At 52.5% G+C, this 17758-nt stretch carries 17 protein-coding genes; 6 read left to right on the top strand and 11 right to left on the bottom strand.

Annotation, left to right across the window (positions count from 1 at the left end; all coding sequences use genetic code 11):
- Positions 1 to 303: 303 nt before the first annotated feature.
- On the bottom strand, positions 304 to 963 hold the full coding sequence (locus tag F608_RS0117705; protein ID WP_022666997.1) for a response regulator: 660 nt from the start codon (positions 961 to 963) through the stop codon (positions 304 to 306).
- A 263-nt stretch (positions 964 to 1226) separates the two neighbouring features.
- On the opposite strand from F608_RS0117705, the gene F608_RS0117700 reads away from it, so the two are divergent.
- Positions 1227 to 2039 (top strand): PRC-barrel domain-containing protein, encoded by an 813-nt coding sequence (locus F608_RS0117700; RefSeq protein ID WP_022666996.1) that lies wholly within the window; start codon positions 1227 to 1229, stop codon positions 2037 to 2039.
- Positions 2040 to 2143: 104 nt separating this feature from the next.
- Here the strand turns inward: F608_RS0117700 and F608_RS0117695 are convergent, their stop codons facing one another.
- From F608_RS0117695 to F608_RS35020, 3 genes are all read right to left on the bottom strand, one after another.
- Positions 2144 to 3001, bottom strand: coding sequence for a 2-oxoacid:ferredoxin oxidoreductase subunit beta (locus F608_RS0117695; RefSeq protein ID WP_022666995.1), 858 nt, complete (start codon positions 2999 to 3001; stop codon positions 2144 to 2146).
- The gene (locus tag F608_RS0117690) at positions 2991 to 4703 is read right to left on the bottom strand and encodes a 2-oxoacid:acceptor oxidoreductase subunit alpha (RefSeq protein ID WP_022666994.1); all 1713 of its coding nucleotides are present in this window, start codon (positions 4701 to 4703) and stop codon (positions 2991 to 2993) included. Before F608_RS0117690 ends, F608_RS0117695 begins: the two co-directional genes overlap by 11 nt.
- A gap of 185 nt (positions 4704 to 4888) precedes the next feature.
- Positions 4889 to 6097 carry an ATP-binding response regulator gene (locus F608_RS35020; RefSeq protein WP_051148596.1) on the bottom strand — a complete coding sequence of 403 codons (1209 nt, stop codon included), beginning with the start codon at positions 6095 to 6097 and terminating at the stop codon, positions 4889 to 4891.
- Between the two features lie 317 nt (positions 6098 to 6414).
- On the opposite strand from F608_RS35020, the gene F608_RS32450 reads away from it, so the two are divergent.
- Positions 6415 to 6807 carry a sll1863 family stress response protein gene (locus F608_RS32450; protein ID WP_022666990.1) on the top strand — a complete coding sequence of 131 codons (393 nt, stop codon included), beginning with the start codon at positions 6415 to 6417 and terminating at the stop codon, positions 6805 to 6807.
- Between the two features lie 106 nt (positions 6808 to 6913).
- Here the strand turns inward: F608_RS32450 and F608_RS0117660 are convergent, their stop codons facing one another.
- From F608_RS0117660 to acd, 4 genes are all read right to left on the bottom strand, one after another.
- The gene (locus tag F608_RS0117660; protein WP_022666989.1) at positions 6914 to 7288 is read right to left on the bottom strand and encodes a desulfoferrodoxin; all 375 of its coding nucleotides are present in this window, start codon (positions 7286 to 7288) and stop codon (positions 6914 to 6916) included.
- Positions 7289 to 7678: 390 nt separating this feature from the next.
- Positions 7679 to 8767, bottom strand: a complete 1089-nt coding sequence (locus tag F608_RS0117650) for a hypothetical protein (RefSeq protein ID WP_022666987.1) — start codon at positions 8765 to 8767, stop codon at positions 7679 to 7681.
- A 164-nt stretch (positions 8768 to 8931) separates the two neighbouring features.
- Positions 8932 to 9312 (bottom strand): carboxymuconolactone decarboxylase family protein, encoded by a 381-nt coding sequence (locus F608_RS0117645; protein WP_022666986.1) that lies wholly within the window; start codon positions 9310 to 9312, stop codon positions 8932 to 8934.
- 108 nt (positions 9313 to 9420) lie between these two features.
- Complete coding sequence (gene acd, locus F608_RS0117640) at positions 9421 to 10584, bottom strand: glutaryl-CoA dehydrogenase Acd (protein ID WP_022666985.1); 1164 nt, start codon at positions 10582 to 10584, stop codon at positions 9421 to 9423.
- Between the two features lie 254 nt (positions 10585 to 10838).
- Between acd and F608_RS0117635 the strand changes: the two genes are divergently transcribed.
- Positions 10839 to 12572 carry an acyl-CoA carboxylase subunit beta gene (locus F608_RS0117635; protein WP_022666984.1) on the top strand — a complete coding sequence of 578 codons (1734 nt, stop codon included), beginning with the start codon at positions 10839 to 10841 and terminating at the stop codon, positions 12570 to 12572.
- 113 nt (positions 12573 to 12685) lie between these two features.
- A complete protein-coding gene (locus F608_RS0117630) occupies positions 12686 to 13456 on the top strand; it encodes an enoyl-CoA hydratase/isomerase family protein (protein ID WP_022666983.1) in 771 nt (256 codons plus the stop codon).
- A gap of 200 nt (positions 13457 to 13656) precedes the next feature.
- Here the strand turns inward: F608_RS0117630 and F608_RS0117625 are convergent, their stop codons facing one another.
- The gene (locus F608_RS0117625; RefSeq protein ID WP_022666982.1) at positions 13657 to 13980 is read right to left on the bottom strand and encodes a carboxymuconolactone decarboxylase family protein; all 324 of its coding nucleotides are present in this window, start codon (positions 13978 to 13980) and stop codon (positions 13657 to 13659) included.
- 347 nt (positions 13981 to 14327) lie between these two features.
- Here F608_RS0117625 and F608_RS32445 point away from each other — a divergent pair, with 347 nt between their 5' ends.
- Together F608_RS32445 and F608_RS0117615 are read left to right on the top strand one after the other, a co-directional pair.
- Complete coding sequence (locus tag F608_RS32445) at positions 14328 to 14744, top strand: hypothetical protein (protein WP_153307535.1); 417 nt, start codon at positions 14328 to 14330, stop codon at positions 14742 to 14744.
- An 11-nt stretch (positions 14745 to 14755) separates the two neighbouring features.
- A complete protein-coding gene (locus tag F608_RS0117615; protein WP_022666980.1) occupies positions 14756 to 15655 on the top strand; it encodes a radical SAM protein in 900 nt (299 codons plus the stop codon).
- Positions 15656 to 15733: 78 nt separating this feature from the next.
- On the opposite strand, the gene F608_RS0117610 is transcribed toward F608_RS0117615, so the two are convergent.
- Positions 15734 to 16336 (bottom strand): superoxide dismutase, encoded by a 603-nt coding sequence (locus F608_RS0117610; RefSeq protein WP_022666979.1) that lies wholly within the window; start codon positions 16334 to 16336, stop codon positions 15734 to 15736.
- Between the two features lie 194 nt (positions 16337 to 16530).
- Positions 16531 to 17610: an A/G-specific adenine glycosylase gene (mutY, locus tag F608_RS0117605; RefSeq protein WP_022666978.1), complete on the bottom strand. Its 1080-nt coding sequence runs from the start codon at positions 17608 to 17610 to the stop codon at positions 16531 to 16533.
- Between the last annotated feature and the right edge of the window lie 148 nt (positions 17611 to 17758).

The raw sequence follows: 17758 nt of genomic DNA, 5'->3' as shown, positions 1-17758 counted from the left end.
ATCTGCCATGGATAATAAATGAGGCCTTACCTGTATTTCAGCCCAAGAAAACATGTAAAATTTTGGTTTTCTTTTTCATGGGTTTTCTGGTCAGTGGTGCAGACAAGGATCGGATTGGTTCGGAAAAAAGACGGGTTCGGAATTTTTCAATCCCTGATCCGGTGAGATCCTCCGGAGAGGAAAGTGTTCAGGAAAAGGAACTGCAGGGCAGAAAGGAGTGCTGCCCATACGCAAAGGAAAAGCTGTCCGGAGACTCCAGGCAAAAAAGGAGCAAGGACTTGCCGTTCTTATCCGGCAAGACTTCTAGGGTGCTGCCAGACCCTGGTCAATGGCAAAGGAAGTCAGCTCGGAGACGTTGTGAAGGTCCAGCTTCCCCATGATATTGGACCGGTGGCGTTCAACGGTTTTCGGGCTGATGCACAGCATCTGGGCAATTTCCTTGCTGGTATAGCCTTCGGCCACCAGCTTGAGGACTTCCCGTTCCCGGGGGGTGACATTGTCCCATGCCGACTTTTTCTTAAGGGTTTTGCGCCCCTCCAGATAGCCTTCCATGACCTTATCCGCGATTCCCGGGCTGATATAAGTTTTACCGGACAGCACCACATTTACCGCCGTTAAAAGCTCTTCCTGGGTGGCGTCCTTGAGGCAGTATCCCGAGACCCCCTCTTCAAAACAGTCCAGGACAAAGTGGTCAGCGTCGTGGATGGTCAGGGTGAGAATCCGGATGTCGGGCAGATGCCGCCGGATTTCCCGGATGGCGGACAGACCGTCCATTTTCGGCATGGACAGATCCATGAGTACCAGATCCGGTCCGGGCTCCAGGGCCAGGATGGTCTCCACTGCTGACAGGCCGTCATGGGCTTCTCCCACCACTTTCAGGCTTTCATCGGCATTAATCATCAGGCAGAGACCTTCCCGAAGCAGGGTATTGTCATCCACCACCACCACTCTTTTTTTCTCCATTCACTTCCCTCCTGACTGGCTACGGGTAACGGCCCGGACCAGGTGGTTTTGGTTCATGGGAATAGACCTGGTAAATGAAATAGCACACCCTGTTTTTTTATTCAATTCACCATAAAAAGGATACACCCTTCTTTCTTTCGATTTGGGGGGAATCCCATATTGGCAAGGTGCGGCATTTGAGGTGTAATTAACAGGTAAGAGACAGGACCATTTCACAACAGGGCCGTGTCTGACAGAATCATCTAGTAAGGAAAGGAGTAACCATGCTAAGAAGTGTAAATCAAATGATCGGATACAGACTGAACGCCACGGATGACGAACTGGGAAAATGCCGGGACCTGCTCTTTGACGACCGATGGTGGACCATCCGCCATCTGTTGGCCGACACCGGTACATGGATGAGCGGGAAACAGGTATTGATTTCCCCTATGATGATCCTCAAACCGGATTGGGAATCCAGGAAGATTTTTTTGAAGGTGCCTAAAAAAACCGTTGAAAACTGTCCGGTCTCTTCAGCGGATGAGCCTGTGTCCCGGGAGTATGAAAAGAAAATGGCTCTCTATTACGGATATCCGGGCTACTGGGCAGGAGAATCCCTGTGGGGGCCGGCCGCCTCCCCGGCAGCCCTGGAGCAGATCGCTTCCCAGGTGGCTGAAAAGAAAGCCAAAACAAAGCCGGAGGAAACAGAAGATCCGGAAGAATCCAATCATCTGCGCTCTTTTGATGAGGTGAAAGGGTACCGGATCCATGCGGCGGACGGGAGCATCGGCCACGTGGACGACTTTATCGTGGACGATGAGACCTGGGCACTTCGCCATGTCGTAGTGGATACGGGAAACTGGCTGCCCGGCAGGAGAGTGCTGCTTTCCCTGGACTGGGCAAAGGACGTGGATTGGGACGAGCAGAGCCTGACCATGGACCTGACAAAGGATGAAATTAAGAACAGTCCTGAATTTGATCCGGAAAAACCTGTGAATAAAGAATACGAGACCCGCCTCTATGATTTTTACGGCAGACCGGTTGAACACAATATCAACAAGCGGATTCAGCAGCAGATTGCCAATCCCTTTATCTAATCTCCAATCATCGAATCAGAAAAGCGCCGGTGCCGCCCCTCCATTGGGGCGGCACCGGCGCTTTTTTATGCCAGCCTTAAACCGGACTCAGGATCCATTAGGTATCAAACCGCCTGCTGGTCTGCCAAAAGTTTTTGCACCGGCGAAGGATCGTAGGGCCGCAGGGCCAGAGGTCCCTGTTGCAGAGTCTGGATGCGGGAGGTAAACTCCGGTTTGGGCTGATTCAAGTAAATTCCTAAGGGAATGGTATCTCCAAAGGTCATTGCCAGCTTCATGGCCCGGTCAAAGTCCCGGGGATCTGGATTGTTCTCTTTTTTGATCCGCTCCTTGTACCAGGCTGCGGTATTGAGTTTGTTAAAGGAGACACAGGGCTGGAGAATATCGATCACGCTGAATCCTTTGTACTCCATGGCCGCTGAAATCAGTTCTGCCAGATGATCCGGTTCCCCTGAAAATCCCCTGGCCACAAAGCCGGCCCCCATGGTCAAAGCCAGGGCCGGCCCGTTGAGGGGGGAGGAGATCACCCCCTGGGGCTGGAGAGGAGTTTCCATCCCATCCATGGAGGTGGGAGAGGCCTGTCCCTTGGTCAGTCCGTATACCTGGTTGTTGTGAACCAGTACGGTCAGATCCGGATTGCGCCTCACCGCATGGATAAAGTGGTTTCCCCCTTCCCCGTAACAATCGCCGTCCCCGGTGTTGACCAGAATTTTCAAGTCATGGTTGGCCATTTTCGCTCCCAGGGCAATGGGCAGTGCCCGGCCGTGCAGGCTGTGAAGCATATTGCACTTGAGAAAATGGGGGGTCTTGGCTGCCTGGCCGATACCGGAGATGATCAGAATCTCTTCCGGTGACAGGTCCTGATCGGCCAGAGCGGTCTTCATGGCGTTCAGGATGCCGAAATTTCCGCATCCCGGGCACCATTGATTGGCATAATCATTGTCAAATATCTTTTTAGCTGTCATATCCGTTTTCCTCCATCTGCTGGACTGCATCTGCGATTTCTTTGGGAATCAAGGGCCTGCCGTCGTACCTCAGCACCGAGCCATGGGACTGGATCCCGGTTTCCGCCCGGAGAAGGCGGCTGAACTGGGCAGTGGAATTCTGCTCCACGGCCACGATTCGGCCGGATGATCGTTCCAGGCAGTCCAGGACCTTTTCTCTGGGAAAAGGCCACAGGTCCGTAAACAGGAGACACCCGGCATCCACCCCCTGGTCCCGGAGGATATGGACCGCCTCGGTAACGGCACCGGCTGAGGCTCCCCATGCGATGAGCAGGACATCCGCTCCGGGTGACAGGGACCGGGGGGCTTCCATTTCTTCCATCATGGCCGGGACCTTGGCCGCCCGTTTGTCCATCATGGTTACCCTTACGTCCATGTCCTCGCTGATGTGGCCGTCCTCCCGGTGTTCGTCACTGGCCGCTTTGACCAGGGCCTTCCCCTGGCAGGGAAGTGCCCGGGGGGATATGCCGGATTCGGTTCGGGCAAACCTTTGATATTTTTCCGGGTTGTCCATGTCCTGGTCCGTCACCACAAACCGCTCCACACGATCGTCTGCTTTTAGGGCAAATTCCAACGTGAAGACAGATTCAGCCAGGTACTGGTCGGCCAGGACAATGGCCGGGACCTGGTATTTTTCGGACAGATTGAATGCCTTTTTCATGATTGCAAAGGCGCCGGCCGGATCTGACGGGGCAAAAACAAACCTAGGGAAATCGTCCTGGGAGGCATGGATGGAAAAAAGCAGATCCCCCTGGCCGGTCCGGGTGGGCAGACCGGTCGACGGACCGGGCCGCTGGGCATTGATGATCACCACCGGGGTTTCGGTCATGGCCGCCAGCCCAAGTCCTTCTGTCATCAGACAGAATCCGCCGCCGGACGTGGACGTCATGGCCCTGGCACCTGCGTAGGATGCGCCCACGGTCATATTAATGGCCGCAATTTCATCTTCTGCCTGCTCCACCACCAGGGGGACATTTCCCGTCCATCCGGCCAGGTATTTCATGATTCCCGTGGCCGGGCTCATGGGATAAAATGAGGCGACCCGGCAGTCGGCGGCCACGGCCCCCAGGGCAAGGGCCTGGGACCCGTCCATGATCACGCCCTTGGGCTGGGAGGAACGGGCCAGGGGGGACTGGGAAAATGGTTTGTCCTTTACCGCTTCAAATCCCAGCTCGGCCGCCTTGATATTGCTGTCGATCACGGCCTGATCCTTATCTGAAAATACCTGGGTCAGCATGGATGAGACCAGCTCAAAAGGGGCGCCCAGGATGGCCAGGGCAGCCGAAGCTGCCACGGTATTGGCATAGATTTTCCCTCCGGCCTCCTTGGCAATATCCACAAAGGGAACCGCTGAGATCCCTTCTTTATCCTTTTCCGCATCCAGGAGGATCAGACCGCTGTCTGCCATTTCATCCTGGTGCAGGTATACGCTTTCTTCGTTCAGGGCAATCAACAGATTCACCTGGTGACTGGGGGCATGGACCGGCCGGTCGCTGAACCGCAGCTGGAAAAAGCTGTGGCCGCCCCTGACCCGGGATTCAAAATCGTTGATGCCCATAACATAATAGCCTGCATCCCGGCAGGCCCGGGCCAGAAGGGTTCCCACGGTCTGTATGCCCTGACCGGCGGCCCCTCCTACTTTTATGGTAAAATCACATTCCATTGATTGTGATCTCCTTTCTCTGTTAAAAATTGACATTGGCAATCAAATAAAAACGGCCGCCCTAAGGGCTGTAGCCATGATCAAATAAAATATCAGGAAAATGGGAAAGAAACGATACAGGATTCTGTGTAGTTCTGCATGGGGAAACCATGCAAAATCAGACAAAACCCTGCCCCGGGAAGAAATCAGTTGATTTGGGCCGCCTTGCGGACCGAGGCGATAATCAGGTCTGAAGAGGCGTGTTTGGTCAGATAACCGCAGGCTCCTGCCTTTCGCATGGCCTGGCCAAATCCCTCATCTTCATACATGGACAGCCCGATGACGCGGATGTCCGGCTGCCGGGAAAGAATTCGGCGGGTGGCGTCCATGCCGCTCATGTCTCCGAGATTGATATCCATGAGGATGACATCCGGATCATGTTCCAGGGCCATTTCAATTCCCTTGGCACCGGACCCCGCTTCCCCCAGGACCGTGAAATCCGGCTCTGTCTGCAGCAGCCCCCTGAGCCCCTGGCGCATGACACTGTGGTCATCCACAATCAGGATGCCGATCCCTTTTTCCTTTTTCCGGACCTGTACGGCCTCCTTCTGAAGCGTCTGTCCTTCGGCCCCATTCTCATCTTCCGACAGAAAGGGACCGGCAGGGGCGGTCAGGGTGACCCGGGTGCCCCCGTCCACAGCCGCTTCAATGATCATCCTGCCGTCAATGGCAGCCAGTCGCTCCTGGATGCTGAACAACCCGAGGGTGGCATTTTCCGACTGGGGCTGCTCGATGATACCCGTGTCAAAACCCTTTCCCTGGTCTTCGACCACGAGACTGATCAGGTGTTCGCTGGTCCGCTGCACATAGATGTCGGCAGAATCGACCCCGGCATGTTTCACCGTATTGAGCAGCAACTCTTTCACTCCTTCATAAAGCAGGAAACTGGTCTCTTCCTCAATGGGATCAATCTCGTCATAGATGGTCAGGTTGACTGTGAATTGAAACTTGTCCGTCATATAGGTTCTGAGAAAGTTCAAGCCGCCTTTGAGCCCGTTATTCTGCAGGGCTGCCGGACTGAGTTCCACCGACAGGGAACGAAGGGCCCCCAGAGCCTCCACAAGAATCCCTTCGATTTTGGTCGAAATCTGACCGACTTCAGGGTTTTTATTCCTTCTCTGCAGTTCCCACAACTGCATTCTGGCACCCACCACCAGGGGCTGGATATGATCGTGGAGCAAGGCGGACAGGGCCAGGCGTTCATCCCTCTCGGCCCGGCTCAGCTTATTGGCCATGCGGCGCAGACGGACGGCCAGGCTTTCCACCTGGGCATCTTTTTCCATAAGTGCCCTGCGGAGAATCCGGTTTTCCCGGGGCTCCTCCGGGTTCTCGCTGGAAAAGCAGGGTCGGGTCATTGGATCTCCAAAGCGCTGAGACCGGTCTGGACCGGTCCGGTAGTGAAATTCACGGGGTTCTGTTTATTCATTATTTCCAAGTAGTAACAAAAATTAATACCCCGGACAACAGCCGGATGCATTTTTACAATGGCCGGCCATGATCTCTTTTCTGTCCTTCTTGTCTGCAGGTTTGCGGCACGGAAAATACAAGATCCTCTCCATTGAAAAAATCCGGTTCCGATTTTATGATTTTAACAGATCTTGAGGCAGATGACACAGTCTTTTTCATGGACCGTGATGAACGAATCACTCAATTTATTTGAAAGGAAGGTAAGATGACACAGAAAACAACAGACCGTGTAATCGAAGAAAAAGTCAAGCGCCAGAACATGATGGATAAATTATCCATTGAAGCAGGGCAGGCAGACACCTGCCGGCCCGAAGGCCGGAAAGATCTATATGTCCGAAAACTGGAAGAACGCGTTGAATCCCTAAAAAATATTCTGGACCACATGACTGAAAAAAGCCGGGAAATGGAAGAGGACTTAAGACAGGCCTATGAATCGGAAAAGAAAACCCTGGAAAGCCGGCTCCGGAATCTTCAGGGCAGTCTGGGCGATATCCGCCGGGCCTCGGAAGATGCCTGGCAGGAGATGGGAGCAGGGACCAGCAAGGCACTCAAGGAACTGGTCAACGGATTCAAGTCAGCCGCTTCAAAACTCAAATAGGGATCTCGACTCAATCCAATAAATATAGAATTTAAAAAGGGTCCTGCCCCCGGAACATTCCGGGGGCAGGACCCTTTTGGATGTCGGAATATGAGTCCGGCCTCAATCAGGCTTTCCACAACCCGTGGACATTACAGAACTCCCTGACCTGGACATCCGGGGAAAGATTTTTAAATAGGGTCTGGGGATCCTGTCCGGGTTTCAGATAGTGACGGCAGGTGTCTTCGCCGTCAATGGCTTCGATCCACTGAATGAAATGATCTTCTTCCATGGGATGGGGATTGCTGCCTACAGTCACCTTGATTCCCTCTGCCACGGCTTCGACCACAGGAACATGCTTTTCCTTACCCTGATCTTCGGTTTTTTCCTCAAACAGGGCCATATTCTGCCCGCAGCAGACCAGGTCTCCGTCACCGCCGTCAATGACTTCAACCATATTTCCGCAGATGTCACATTTATAAATCTGTTTTTTTTCAGCCATGTTGCCTCCTTTGGGGTGAAAATGAATCAATTGAGTTACAAGATTTTCATGAACTGCCGAATCTGCTGAAGACCCTATCCAAAGCCCAGGGGAAAGCCAATGGGTGGATTCCTGTATTTGTCCCATTCATCCCCCTCAATCGCCTGGACTTCATTTTTAGAGGTGGACTTGGGTTTACATTCTCTTGTCAGCTTCATCAGAATGACCGGATGGACAGAGTATTGTATTTGGGGAATAAAAAAATTTCTGCCGGTCCCCATGATATTGGTAAACCGGATTGATTATATGATCATTGAGCCGGTAGAAGCGGAGTCCCTGATTCAAGCCTCAGTTCTCAATTTGAACTTTTCTGCAGATGGCAGCGAAAAGATCTGCTGCCTGGCCGACAGCTTATCTTTCGCGGCCCAGGGATATATTGGCTGTAAACTTCATCAGCAGGTGGAGGAGCACCGCATCCATATCGTATCCGGAACGCTGGTAATGGAATTTAAAGTCATTGATGGCGTTTTTAAAGGCCCGGTAGTCGCTCAGATTTTTCAGTCCCACAGGGGATGCTCCGCCCGGGGTGAGCTGATGCTCATCCACCCATACCTTGTTGATGATGATGGGATCGATGTTGTCATCCTTGGGGAAATGGATTTTATAGCTGTACTGGAATTTCTTGCTCTCATCACAGGAAGAGATCTTTTCCAGGGCGATCTCGAGAAGGGGCGTCTCTGATTCATATCCTTCATATAAGGCCCAGAAAGACATTTTATGGGTATTTTCGCTGTCTTTTAATTCTTTTGTATAGGTGATGGTTTTTTCGTTTTCATTTTCCGCATGGACCTCTGCCTCAAAAAATTTAAAAAATCCGCCCCCGCCGCTGACTTTGCCTCCGGCACCGATTTTGATGGTTGAGGTTTCGGTCCGGTCATTTCCGCATCCCCACTCGATATTCTGCTTATCCTTTTCCGCCCAATAGGGGAATCTTATGGGGGGAGCTTCCGGGTCATAAAGATTGAAATTGGAAAAAAATTCCTGTTCCTTGAAGGTCACGGGATCCGCCTCCTTAACCCCGTAATCGTTCTTTTCAAAACGGTAAAAGGGAACCGGATAGAAGAGCTTGTATCTTGTGCCCTGGAAATGTTCAATGACCGACACTTTAAAAATGTCTCCGGAATTGAACCGTTTCTCTTCGATCAAAAAAGGATGTTTCAGATAGGCGATGGTGGATGTGACCTTGGAACTCTCATCATAACTGCCCTTGATAATTTCCCCGAGAAGTCCTCCGGGGGTGATCACCCTGGCCCTTCCCCTATATCGGTCTTCATAGGGAACCTCTAATTTTTTCAGGAGGGTTCCCGGCTCGATAAAAGCCCTGATATGCTCGGTTTTGGGGACATAGAGGGCAATTCCCCTGTTGAGGACAAAGGTCTCAGCCGCCCAGAGACAATGGGACCAGGCAAGAACGATGAAGAGTACCGTGATTTTTCTCATGCTGTTTTCCTCCCCTAAACGGAATTGATTCCATTTGATCGATAAAACGGGTTTGGATTGTCAACGGAACAGGATGATGCGACGGCTTGTCCATGATTTTCCAGAAAGCCTTCTGGCCATCTGTTATACCAGATATCACGGTTTTAACAAATGAATTTTACAGGTTATTCCCTTTCCTCCACCACCTCTTTCAGGGCGGCAAGGGCGGTATTGGCCGCGGGTACCCCTCCGTATATGGAAGTCTGGAAGATGACTTCCGCGATTTCCTCGGTTTTGCAGCCCACGTTCAGGGCCGCGTGGATGTGGAGCTTGAGTTCCTCGGGTTTGGACAGAACCGTGAGGGCGGCCACGGTGATGAGCTGCCGGGTGGTGTGGGGGATCTTTTCCCGGGCATACATCTGGCCGGTAATGTACATGGACATGTCCCGGGCCAGATCCTTGTCAAAGTGGCGCCAGAGATTGTAGGGCTTATCCTCTTCCTTTACCGTGGAAAAATAGAGTTTGGCGGTTTCTCCTGTTTTTTTTGCGATGTCTTTGGGATCCATGGAAACTCCTGATATTTAGCTGAAGGTCAAAAGGCCAAAGCCTAAAAAAGAGTCAGGGACAGCAATGCTGTCCCTGACTCAATTATTAATTATCCATTATGAATTGCTCTACCGGTTTGCTTTTCTGATTCCCAATTGATCCAGGGCAATAATCCACTTGCAGATATTGGCCGAGCCCTCCACCATGGAATAGGTGGGAGCGTCCCTGTAGTACCGGGCCACCGGGTATTCCGTTGAATATCCGTAGGCACCCAGGATCCTCATGGCAAAGTTGGAGCACTTGGTGGCCACTTCACCCACAAAGTACTTGGCCATGGCCACATCCAGGCCGTTGTTGAGCTTGCCCTGGTCCTTGGCCCAGGCCGCCTTGTAAACCAGGAGCCTGGCCGCTTCGATTTCCGTTGCCATCTGGGCGATCATGTCCTGGTTCATCTGGAATTCACCGATTTTCTTGCCGAACTGCTTTCTGTCATTGCAGTATTTCACGGCCGAGTCCAGGCAGGCCTGGGCCAGGCCCACGCCGCCGGCAGCCGCAGACAGCCGGGTCTGGTTCAAAGAGGAAAATACGATCTTGGCCCCGTCCCCGGGCTGTCCCAAGATATTCTCCTTGGGCACCTTTACATTGTCCAGAAAAAGCTCCCCCGTGGGAGAGGAATGGGAACCCAGCTTGTCCAGGGAGGAGGTCTTGATGCCGGGAAAGTTCTTGGGCTCGATGACAAATGCGGAAAGTCCCTTGGAGCCGGCTTCCTTGTCCGTATACGCGTAGTAAAGAAGGGCGTCGGCCACGTTGGCGTTGGAGATCCAGGTCTTGGAGCCGTTGATCAGCCAGTGGTCCCCCTTGTCCTCGGCCGTGGAAGCCATGGCCATGACGTCGGAGCCGGCGTCGGGCTCGGTGATGCCGAAACCACCGATATACTCAGCCGTGCAGAGTTTTTCCACGTATTTTTTCCGGACCTCTTCGTTGCCGTACTTGTATATGGTATAGGCACAGCCCAGAACCTGCATGTTCACCTGGACCCTCAGGGAGGAGGAGACCCGGGCCAGTTCCTCGGTAACGATCATGGCGGCCAGAAACCCCATGTCTTCCCCGCCGTACTCCTCCGGGATCACGGTGCCGAAATATCCCAGTTCTCCCAGGGGCCTCATGACTTCGTCAATGGGAAGGTAGTGCTCTTCATCCCATTGATCGGCATAGGGCTCGATCTGTTTTTTTGCAAATTTTCTGACTTCCTTCTGGAGCATCTGATGCTCCTTTGACAACTTAAAATCCATGTTTCCTCCTTACAGGGGGTCTGGTTCTTTCTTGTTTTTTATTTCAGGGTGTGGGCCGCAGACTCTAATTTTATCTGTTTTTACCTTTGTCAATTACAGGTGTAAAGCTTAGATAAACTAGAAATTTCATGGGATGTCAAGGCAAATCTGATTAAAAATCTGATTAAAAATTTCTTGACAAAGTCTGGCAATTGGTCTTAATTGAGACATTTATAATGCAAGACAATAAGAATTTTTCTTTCAGGAGCGGCATAATGAGACAATATTTTGAAAAGATGGAAGACTTTGGTAAAGCCCTGAACAAGGGTCAGGTCCTGGGTTTGAAAAAAAACATGGATGAGGTTCAGGCCATTGAGGCCGGTATCGACACCCAGGTGGAAAAGGTGAAAAACGCTGGAATTCCCACGGAAAAAATAAATGCCAGGGGCGTGATGACCGTATGGCAGCGCCTGGAATACCTGGTGGATCCGGGCACCTGGACCCCCCTCCACACCCTGTTCAACCCCGAAGACAACGAAGAAGGTTCCACCAACGTTTTTGACGGCCTGGCAAAAATTTCAGGGAAATGGGCCGTGGTCATCGGCTTTGACAACAAGGTTCTGGCCGGGGCCTGGCTTCCGGGCCAGCCCGAAAATATCCTGCGGGCCACCAATCTTTCCAAACGCCTGAACATCCCCCTGGTCTGGCTGGTGAACTGCTCCGGAGTCAAGCTTGCCGAGCAGGAAAAATTCTATGCCAACCGCAGGGGTTCGGGAACCGCTTTTTACCGCCATGCCGAACTGGAGCAGATGGGAATCCCCATCCTGGCCGGAATCTACGGCACCAATCCCGCCGGAGGCGGATACCAGGGCATCAGCCCCACCATTCTCTTTGCCCACAAGAACTGCAACATCGCCGTGGGCGGGGGCGGAATTTTAAGCGGCATGTCCCCCAAGGGATATTTTGATCTGGAAGGGGCCGAACAGCTGATTTCCTCGGCCAAGCAGTACAAGGCCAAACCCCCGGGATCCGTGGATATTCACCATACGGAAACCGGTTTTTTCCGCTACGTCTACGAAGAGGAACAAGGGGTGCTGGACGGGCTCAAAGAGTACATGAAGGATATGCCGGCCTACAATCCCAAGTTTTTCCGTGTGGCCGAGCCCAAGGACCCGAAATTTCCGGCCGAGGACATCTACCGGCTGATTCCCTGCAACCCGAAACAGATCTACGACTTCAAGGAGATTTTGGCACGGCTGGTGGACGGGTCCGAACACATGGAGTTCAGGCCCGGGTACGGTCCGGAAGTCTATACAGGCCTGGTCAAGGTGGACGGCTTCCTTCTGGGTGTTGTGGGCAACAACCAGGGATGGCTGGGAAAAGATTATCCCGAATATGCAGATTACGGCGGCATCGGAGGAAAACTCTACCGCCAGGGCCTGATCAAGATGAACGAATTTGTCTCCCTGTGCGGGCGGGACCGGATCCCCCTGGTCTGGTTCCAGGACACCTCGGGCATAGATGTGGGGGATATTGCAGAGAAAGCCGAACTATTAGGCCTGGGCCAGTCCCTGATCTACTCCATCCAGCAGACCGAGGTCCCCATGATCCTGGTGACCCTGCGCAAGGGGACGGCCGCAGCCCATTACGTCATGGGAGGCCCCACAGCCAACCGCCACAACGCCTTCACCCTGGGACTGGCCACCACGGAAATCAACGTCATGCACGGGGAAACAGCGGCCGCTGCCAGCTATTCCCGGCGCCTGGTCAAGGAAAAGGAGGCCGGACGCCCCCTGGAACCGGTCATAGAAAAGATGAACGAACTGGTCAAAAGCTACCATGAAAACTCCAGGCCCGACTATTGCGCCAAAAAAGGAATGGTGGACGAGATCATTAAAATGGACAAGATCCGGGATTACCTGAGGGCCTTTGCCGGCTCGGCCTACCAGAATCCCAGGTCCATCTGTCCCCAGCACCATCTGATCACCCCCAGGATCATCCGGGGATAGAATTGAAAAAGGGGATGGACGAACCGGCTGCCCGGAGGTAAGATGGCAGCAAATAAAAAATTCTTCATGTATGAGCGGTAACTGATAATCCATCAAAGAATCAGGAGGCAGCCATGGCAGAATTCGAGTTTTTACAGGTTCAAAAAGAGGCCCAGGCGATCCATATCATTCTGGACCGGCCCAAACACAATGTCCTCAACATCCCCATGATGAAAGAATTAAACACCGCACTTGAGGCGGTCGCCGCAGACGACAGCCTCAAGTGCCTGGTGATTACCGGCCGGGGAAAGAGTTTTTGCGCCGGAGTCGAGGTGGGGGATCACAAGCCCGACAAGGTGGAAGAGATGGTGGCCGTATTCAACCGGATCTTCGAGCTGATCAACATGATCGACATCCCGGTGATCGCCGCCGTGAACGGAGCCTGCCTGGGGGGCGGCATGGAAGTGGCCATTGCCTGCGACATGGTCATTGCCTCCAAAAAGGCCGTATTCGGCCAGCCCGAAGTCAGGTTGGGATTCTTCCCCCCCTATGCAGCCCTTCGCCTTCCCGAGCTTGTGGGGCCGGCCAAGGCCATAGAGATCGTAACCACGGGCAGGAGCTATACGGCCAAGGAATCCAGAAAAATGGGCTTTGTAAGCCAGGTGGCCTCCAAAGATGACTTTCAAGAGGTGGTGGAAAAGAATATCAAGGAGATCTGCTGTTCCAGCCCCCTGATCCTCCGCCTCAACAAGCGGGCCGTCAAACGCCACATGGGCACCAGTTTTTTCCAGGGGGTTGATCTGGTTTCCAATTATTTTCTCAATACACTCATGAAGACCGAAGACACCCTGGAGGGAATCGCAAGTTTCGAGGAAAAACGCAGGCCGGTCTGGAAAAATCGATAGGGTCAATCCTTTTACGGATTCTTCTGGAACCGGGACCTGCAATATGATAGGTTAAGGAAGTCGGCGTTTGACTTTTATAGAACGGTGCCGATGACCGGCACATCATCGGGTCACTCCCGAGGCCGGGTCAAGGGTTAATCAGCCCCTTGGTCCGGCCGTTCTATTATATATTCTCCGGTATATTTTCCGGGAGATGATCCTTATTTTTGGCAGTCACATTTTATATTGCCGGCTATAATTTCTTTCCAATCTCCCAATACATCGTGGGTCCAGCAGTCATCGGCCCCGGCCGCTTCCCGCATGACCAATGCAAGGATATAGGCCAGCTCCTTAACAGTTGCTCCGGCTTCCAGCGCCCCTTGAAAATGTTTGAGCACGCAGGGTTTTGATCTGGCTTTGATGGAAAGGGCAAAACAGATAAATTGATAGGTTTTCTCATCAATGGTCCGCTTGTCTCGATACAGTTCGTCCATTTTATCCAGAGACTCTGTAAATTCCGGAAAAAATTCTGCCAATAATCTCATGACACACCTCCCTATATGGTTTTATAATTCATACCAATATAGATGAATTCTGTAAACAAAGTTCATTATTGCATTTTTATACACTTTTTATTCAGGATCGGCTTACCCCTGTCGTTACAAAAAACGTGAAGGTAAAAATTGTTCAAGAAAAAGATGAAATCCTGGAATCCGCTTATAGTGAATTCCTGAGAGCTTCTTTCCATGCAATAAATATGTTTCAAATTCAATGGCTTTCATTTTTTTCAATAAAAATTTTGTGCAACCTTAGGGGTTGAGTTTCCATGGAGAAGAGTTTACTCTGGAAACGATCCCTAAAAAACATAGATAAACCCTTCAGGGAGGTCAAAATGGAATTCCCAAAAATCGGCGAAACAGTGGACATTTCCCAGGCCCTTGAACTGTGCCGGCACTTTAAACTCGATTATCTGGTGGACCGGATCGAATCCAACCGGGACGCCTATCAACCTTGGGTCTTTGACGGCTGTTCCTGCATTCAGGAGGAGTTCCTCGGGCTCCTGGCCGGGTGCGACCCCGATGCTCTGAAGTATAAATGCTGCCTGCCCCACGATCTGGGATACGCTTACGGAGAACCCGGAAACCGCATGGAGAGGAAACGGGTGGATTTAAAGTTCCAGAGCAACCTGGTCAACAAGGCGGGCATGAAAGAATGGATGGCAGCAGCCATGTACGAAGGCGTGAGGGTGGGAGGGGCTGAAATTTTCGGCCGCTCCTTTTCCTGGGCCTTTGCCCGGAAAAACCGTTAGGGGGTCCCGGCATGCTCTCCAGTCTCCATTTTATCCTGACCTACAAGTGTAATTTTGAATGTGACCATTGTTTTTTGTACTGTCATCCCTTTGCCCGGGGGGTGTACACCCTGGCCCGGATGGAACAGGTTCTGGATGACCTGAAGCAGATTCCCGGCATCACTTCCCTGGGATTTGAAGGGGGAGAACCCTTCATCTACTATCCCCTGGTCCTGGAAAGTGTAAAAATGGCCGTTAAAAAAGGATTCAAAACCGATATCCAGACAAACTGCTATTGGGCAACCAGCCAAAAGGATGCGGAACTCTGGCTCAAACCCCTTTACAAAGCCGGTTTGTCTTCTATTGATGTCAGCGACGATGCCTTTCACCACGGAGAGGGCAAAGAGACCCCGGCAAAGAATGCAGCCGCGGCCGCCCGGGATCTTGGACTGAAGGTCAGTTCCATCTGCATCCAGCCCCCTGAAGTGGGCCGGCCGGCAAATCAGGAAAAGGGAAACCCCATCTACCTGGGCGGCCCCAAACTGAGGGGAAGGGCCGTTGAAAAGTTGACCCCGGGTCTGCCGGTCCGGCCCTGGGAGGAATTTACCCAATGCCCCTTTGAGGACTTTCAGGATCCCAAGAGGGTCCATGTCGATCCCTTCGGCAATGTCCATCTCTGCCAGGGAATTCTCATGGGAAATCTTTTTCACACCCCTTTCAGGGAGATGGTGGCGGGATATGATCCCCATGCCCACCCCATATGCGGCCCCATTATCCAAGGCGGCCCGGCCCGGCTGGCCCAGGTCCATGGCCTGGACCCCGGGGAAAAGTTCGTGGATGCCTGTCACTTCTGCACTATTCTGTGTCTGTCTTTGATGGACCGTTTTCCCGAGATTCTGGGTCCCCGGCAGGTATACGGATTGAAACCCTGAGCAGGGATTTTTGCTGGTTATGGGATGGGGAAAGTCTGGCCGGCCGCTAGGGTCACGGCCGGCCAGGTTCAGTGATGATTATTGCGCGGCCTTGAAATGGTCGTTGACCCGGTCCCAGTTGATCACATTGAAAAAGGCTTCAATATAATCGGGCCGCCGGTTCTGGTATTTCAGGTAATAGGCGTGTTCCCAGACATCCAGGCCCAGGACCGGTGTTTTACCGGAACTTAGGGGACTGTTCTGGTTGGGTGTGGTCGTGATGGACAATTTCCCCTGATCCGCAATGAGCCAGGCCCAGCCCGAGCCGAACACCAGGGCCGCCTTGGTGGAAAATTCCTTTTTAAAAGCCTCAAATCCGTTGAAATCCCGGTTCATGGCCTCCAGGACAGGACCGGACAGGGCCACATCCTTTTTGAGCAGGGGCCAGAAAAACCGGTGGTTGGAATGACCTCCGCCATGGTTTTGAACGGCGGTCCGTATGGCTTCCGGGACCTGTCCAAGATCGGAGATCAAGGCATCCACGTCCAGGGCGGAAAGTTCTTCATGTCCTTCCAGGGCTGCATTGAGCTTGTCAATATAGGTCTGGTGGTGTTTGGTATGATGGATCTCCATGGTTTGGGCATCAATATAGGGCTCAAGGGCATCATATTCGTAGCCAAGTTCTGGTAATGTATGGGGCATAATTCACCTCCCGGGTGAAAAGATTATATAGATTACGGCCAGGGGCCGATTGTCGTTTCAGGGCTTTCCGGATCATCCGGAAAGCAATTGCCGGAAAATGACTTCCGGATTTCGCACAAGCAAAATTGTAAGGACAAACTAACTTAAGTCAAGAAAAATTTTCCGGGAACCTCAGAGGGAAAAACAGGAAGGATTCAGCCGGCCTGAATCAGGGGAATAAACTTGAGGTTGGCCATGGGAAAGGCAAATTGATCGATCTCTTCCAGACGGATCCAGCGGAAATCCTCAGGGCCGTTCAGCCGGATTTCGCCGGACAGGAACCGGCAATAAAAAACCTCCATTTCAATCTTGAAATGGGTATAGGCATGGCAGACCCTTGTGAGGCGGGAATCGATCTTGACCGTAAGGCCGGTTTCCTCTTTAATTTCCCTTATGCATGCCGTTTCAGCATCTTCCCCCTGCTTGAGCTTGCCCCCGGGAAATTCCCAGAGTCCGCCCAGCAGGCCCTCGGGTTTCCGCCGGGTGATCAATAATTTTCCGTCCCTGCGGACAATGCCCGCAGCGATTTGAAACAGGGGCACCTTTTTAGAGGGAATCCTTTTGGGAAATTCATCTACCCTGCCCCGACCAAAGCCAAGGCAGAATTGAGACAGCGGACAAAGGGAACATCCTGGATTCTTCGGGGTACAGACCAGGGCGCCCAGTTCCATCATTGCCTGGTTGAATCTGCCGGGATCGTCCGGGTCCAGCAGGCTCCTGGCATGGGGCAGGAATAATCCGTGGGAGGCCCCGTTGTTCACAGGGAAATCCAGGCAGAAGATCCTGGCCAGGACCCGCTTGACATTTCCGTCCACCACGGCTTGGGCCCGGCCGAATGCCATGCTCTGGACAGCCGCTCCGATATAATCCCCCACCCCGGGCAGTTTTTTAAATTCTTCAAAATCATCCGGAATTCGGCCGCCCATTTTTTGACTAACGATTTTGGCCGCCCTATGAAAATTCCGGGCCCGGGCATAGTATCCCAGTCCTTCCCAGAGTTTCAGAACCGTGTCAAGATCGGCCCCGGCCAGATCTTCAATGCAGGGAAAGCGGCGGACAAAGGCAAGATAATAGGGAATCACGGTACTGACCCGGGTCTGCTGAGCCATGACCTCGGAAATCCAGATATGATACGGATCTGTAGTGGACCGCCAGGGCAGGTCCCGCCGGTGTCTGACGTACCAGGCAACAAGGGCCTGACGGATCGCCCGGAGCTTTGTCTGCTTAAATTTCAAAATATCGGTGAATCCTGAAATTAAATGGGTAAATAAAAAAGAGCAATCTACCCCATGCCGGAAAGAAAATCAAATGACGGAGCCGGCTCTTTTGGGATAAAACCCGGGAAGAAAAAAGATAATCCTTGCGAAAAATAATAAACCGGTG

Origin of the sequence: Desulfospira joergensenii DSM 10085 (assembly GCF_000420085.1) — a bacterium.
Taxonomy (GTDB): Bacteria; Desulfobacterota; Desulfobacteria; order Desulfobacterales; family Desulfobacteraceae; genus Desulfospira; species Desulfospira joergensenii.
Note: the sequence above shows the minus strand (reverse complement) of the source record. Positions and strands in the feature narration are given on the sequence as shown.

Bases quoted from the DNA above. Each gene is read 5' to 3' on its own strand.
- F608_RS0117705 (WP_022666997.1), bottom strand. From the start codon at position 963: ATGGAGAAAAAAAGAGTGGTGGTGGTGGATGACAATACCCTGCTTCGG.
- F608_RS0117700 (WP_022666996.1), top strand. From the start codon at position 1,227: ATGCTAAGAAGTGTAAATCAAATGATCGGATACAGACTGAACGCCACG.
- F608_RS0117695 (WP_022666995.1), bottom strand. From the start codon at position 3,001: ATGACAGCTAAAAAGATATTTGACAATGATTATGCCAATCAATGGTGC.
- F608_RS0117690 (WP_022666994.1), bottom strand. From the start codon at position 4,703: ATGGAATGTGATTTTACCATAAAAGTAGGAGGGGCCGCCGGTCAGGGC.
- F608_RS35020 (WP_051148596.1), bottom strand. From the start codon at position 6,097: ATGACCCGACCCTGCTTTTCCAGCGAGAACCCGGAGGAGCCCCGGGAA.
- F608_RS32450 (WP_022666990.1), top strand. From the start codon at position 6,415: ATGACACAGAAAACAACAGACCGTGTAATCGAAGAAAAAGTCAAGCGC.
- F608_RS0117660 (WP_022666989.1), bottom strand. From the start codon at position 7,288: ATGGCTGAAAAAAAACAGATTTATAAATGTGACATCTGCGGAAATATG.
- F608_RS0117650 (WP_022666987.1), bottom strand. From the start codon at position 8,767: ATGAGAAAAATCACGGTACTCTTCATCGTTCTTGCCTGGTCCCATTGT.
- F608_RS0117645 (WP_022666986.1), bottom strand. From the start codon at position 9,312: ATGGATCCCAAAGACATCGCAAAAAAAACAGGAGAAACCGCCAAACTC.
- acd (WP_022666985.1), bottom strand. From the start codon at position 10,584: ATGGATTTTAAGTTGTCAAAGGAGCATCAGATGCTCCAGAAGGAAGTC.
- F608_RS0117635 (WP_022666984.1), top strand. From the start codon at position 10,839: ATGAGACAATATTTTGAAAAGATGGAAGACTTTGGTAAAGCCCTGAAC.
- F608_RS0117630 (WP_022666983.1), top strand. From the start codon at position 12,686: ATGGCAGAATTCGAGTTTTTACAGGTTCAAAAAGAGGCCCAGGCGATC.
- F608_RS0117625 (WP_022666982.1), bottom strand. From the start codon at position 13,980: ATGAGATTATTGGCAGAATTTTTTCCGGAATTTACAGAGTCTCTGGAT.
- F608_RS32445 (WP_153307535.1), top strand. From the start codon at position 14,328: ATGGAATTCCCAAAAATCGGCGAAACAGTGGACATTTCCCAGGCCCTT.
- F608_RS0117615 (WP_022666980.1), top strand. From the start codon at position 14,756: ATGCTCTCCAGTCTCCATTTTATCCTGACCTACAAGTGTAATTTTGAA.
- F608_RS0117610 (WP_022666979.1), bottom strand. From the start codon at position 16,336: ATGCCCCATACATTACCAGAACTTGGCTACGAATATGATGCCCTTGAG.